The organism is Flavobacterium sp. 22659 (genome assembly GCF_052044235.1).
GTDB classification, from domain to species: domain Bacteria; phylum Bacteroidota; class Bacteroidia; order Flavobacteriales; family Flavobacteriaceae; genus Flavobacterium; species Flavobacterium johnsoniae.
Genome location: NZ_JBQEMU010000051.1, coordinates 1 through 474 on the forward strand (window position 1 = coordinate 1; position 474 = coordinate 474).

The following is a 474-nucleotide window of genomic DNA, read 5'->3' on the forward strand; positions in this document are numbered from 1 at the left end:
TAACAACAGGTGCTCAGGTTACAAAAGAATTAGATTGTACAGCTTCTCCAAATGCTGTTATTACAGTAACCATTGGAGGCGGAAGAGCACCGTTTACTTATACAGTTCAAAAAGGTTCAGGTTCAGTAAGCGCCCCAAGTGCTCCAATAACCGGTCCTACATTTACATATTCTGTTACTGCTGCTAATGCAGACACTTATACATTTGTAGTTACAGATGCTAACGGATGTCCAAAAACAGCAACAGCAACAGTTGACCCAATTGCAAACCCTACAGTAACAGCAGTTCCAGTATCGGCAACATGTAACGGAAACGCAGATGGTTCTGTAACCCTTACAGGTGCAGGCGGATCAGGAAACTATACATACAGCAACAATGCTGCAACAGGATTTACAGTAAACCCTGTATTTACAGGACTGTCAGCAGGATCTTACACATTCTATGTAAAAGATGGTAAAGGATGTACAGGTTCGG

General features: G+C 42.2%; 1 protein-coding gene. It reads left to right on the forward strand.

Annotated elements, in window-relative coordinates; translation table 11 throughout:
* Nucleotides 1–474, forward strand: a 474-nt coding sequence (locus tag ACTJIW_RS24185; protein ID WP_440718503.1) for a SprB repeat-containing protein, incomplete at both ends; no start/stop codon positions are given.